Origin of the sequence: Clavibacter sp. MX14-G9D (assembly GCF_032917815.1) — a bacterium.
Lineage (GTDB): Bacteria > Actinomycetota > Actinomycetes > Actinomycetales > Microbacteriaceae > Clavibacter > Clavibacter michiganensis_K.
Map to the genome: position 1 here is coordinate 1 of NZ_JAVCVL010000429.1, position 682 is coordinate 682.

1 pseudogene is annotated in these 682 nt (G+C 76.1%); it reads left to right on the forward strand.

Features of this window, described 5'->3' with window-relative positions:
- Positions 1 to 578 (forward strand): annotated as a pseudogene (locus Q6969_RS16130) (serine/threonine protein kinase); the annotation flags it as partial.
- Positions 579 to 682: the final 104 nt, after the last annotated feature.

The following is a 682-nucleotide window of genomic DNA, read 5'->3' on the forward strand; positions in this document are numbered from 1 at the left end:
CGGACGCCTCGCGGTTCCTCGTGGCCGTGAAGAACCGCCTCGAGGCGGGGGCCCTCGGCGCCGCGGCCCTGCCGACCATGGCGAGCTCCGCCCGAGGTGGCTCCACCGGTGCGGAGGACGGGAGCGAGGATGCGACGTCCTCAGCCGTGCCGACGGACACCGGGCCGTCCTCCGCGGCGACGACACCCGCGGACGCGGACGGGGACTCCGGCGCGGCGGCCGGCGACGATCCGTCCCTGGCCGCGTCGGCCCTCCTCCGCATCCGGGCCGCGTGCGTGCAGGCCCGCGAGGTCGCCTGCCTCCCGCGAGCGGATCAAGCCGGGTCCGCCGTGGAGGACGCGGACCGGGCGCTCATCGCCGACGACGAGCGCCGCGACGTCACGACGCTGCACGCGGACGACCGGCTGGGAGGCACGCAGCGGATGGGCGACACGGTGCTCGTCCAGCTCCTGCCGGAGACCGGGTCGGCCGAGCCCCCGGTCGGGGATCCATCGGGGCCGGAACGCCGACCGGCCTCCCTCCTGATCGTCAGGGGGGAGGCCGGGTGGCGGATCAGGGACCTGATGGACGACCGGTGAGGGGCGTCGCGGATCCCGAGCAGGTGCCTAGATGCCGAGGTCGGCGTCGAAGGCGCCCGCCTCGAGGCGGTTCTTCACGGCCACGAGGAACCGCGAGGCGTCCG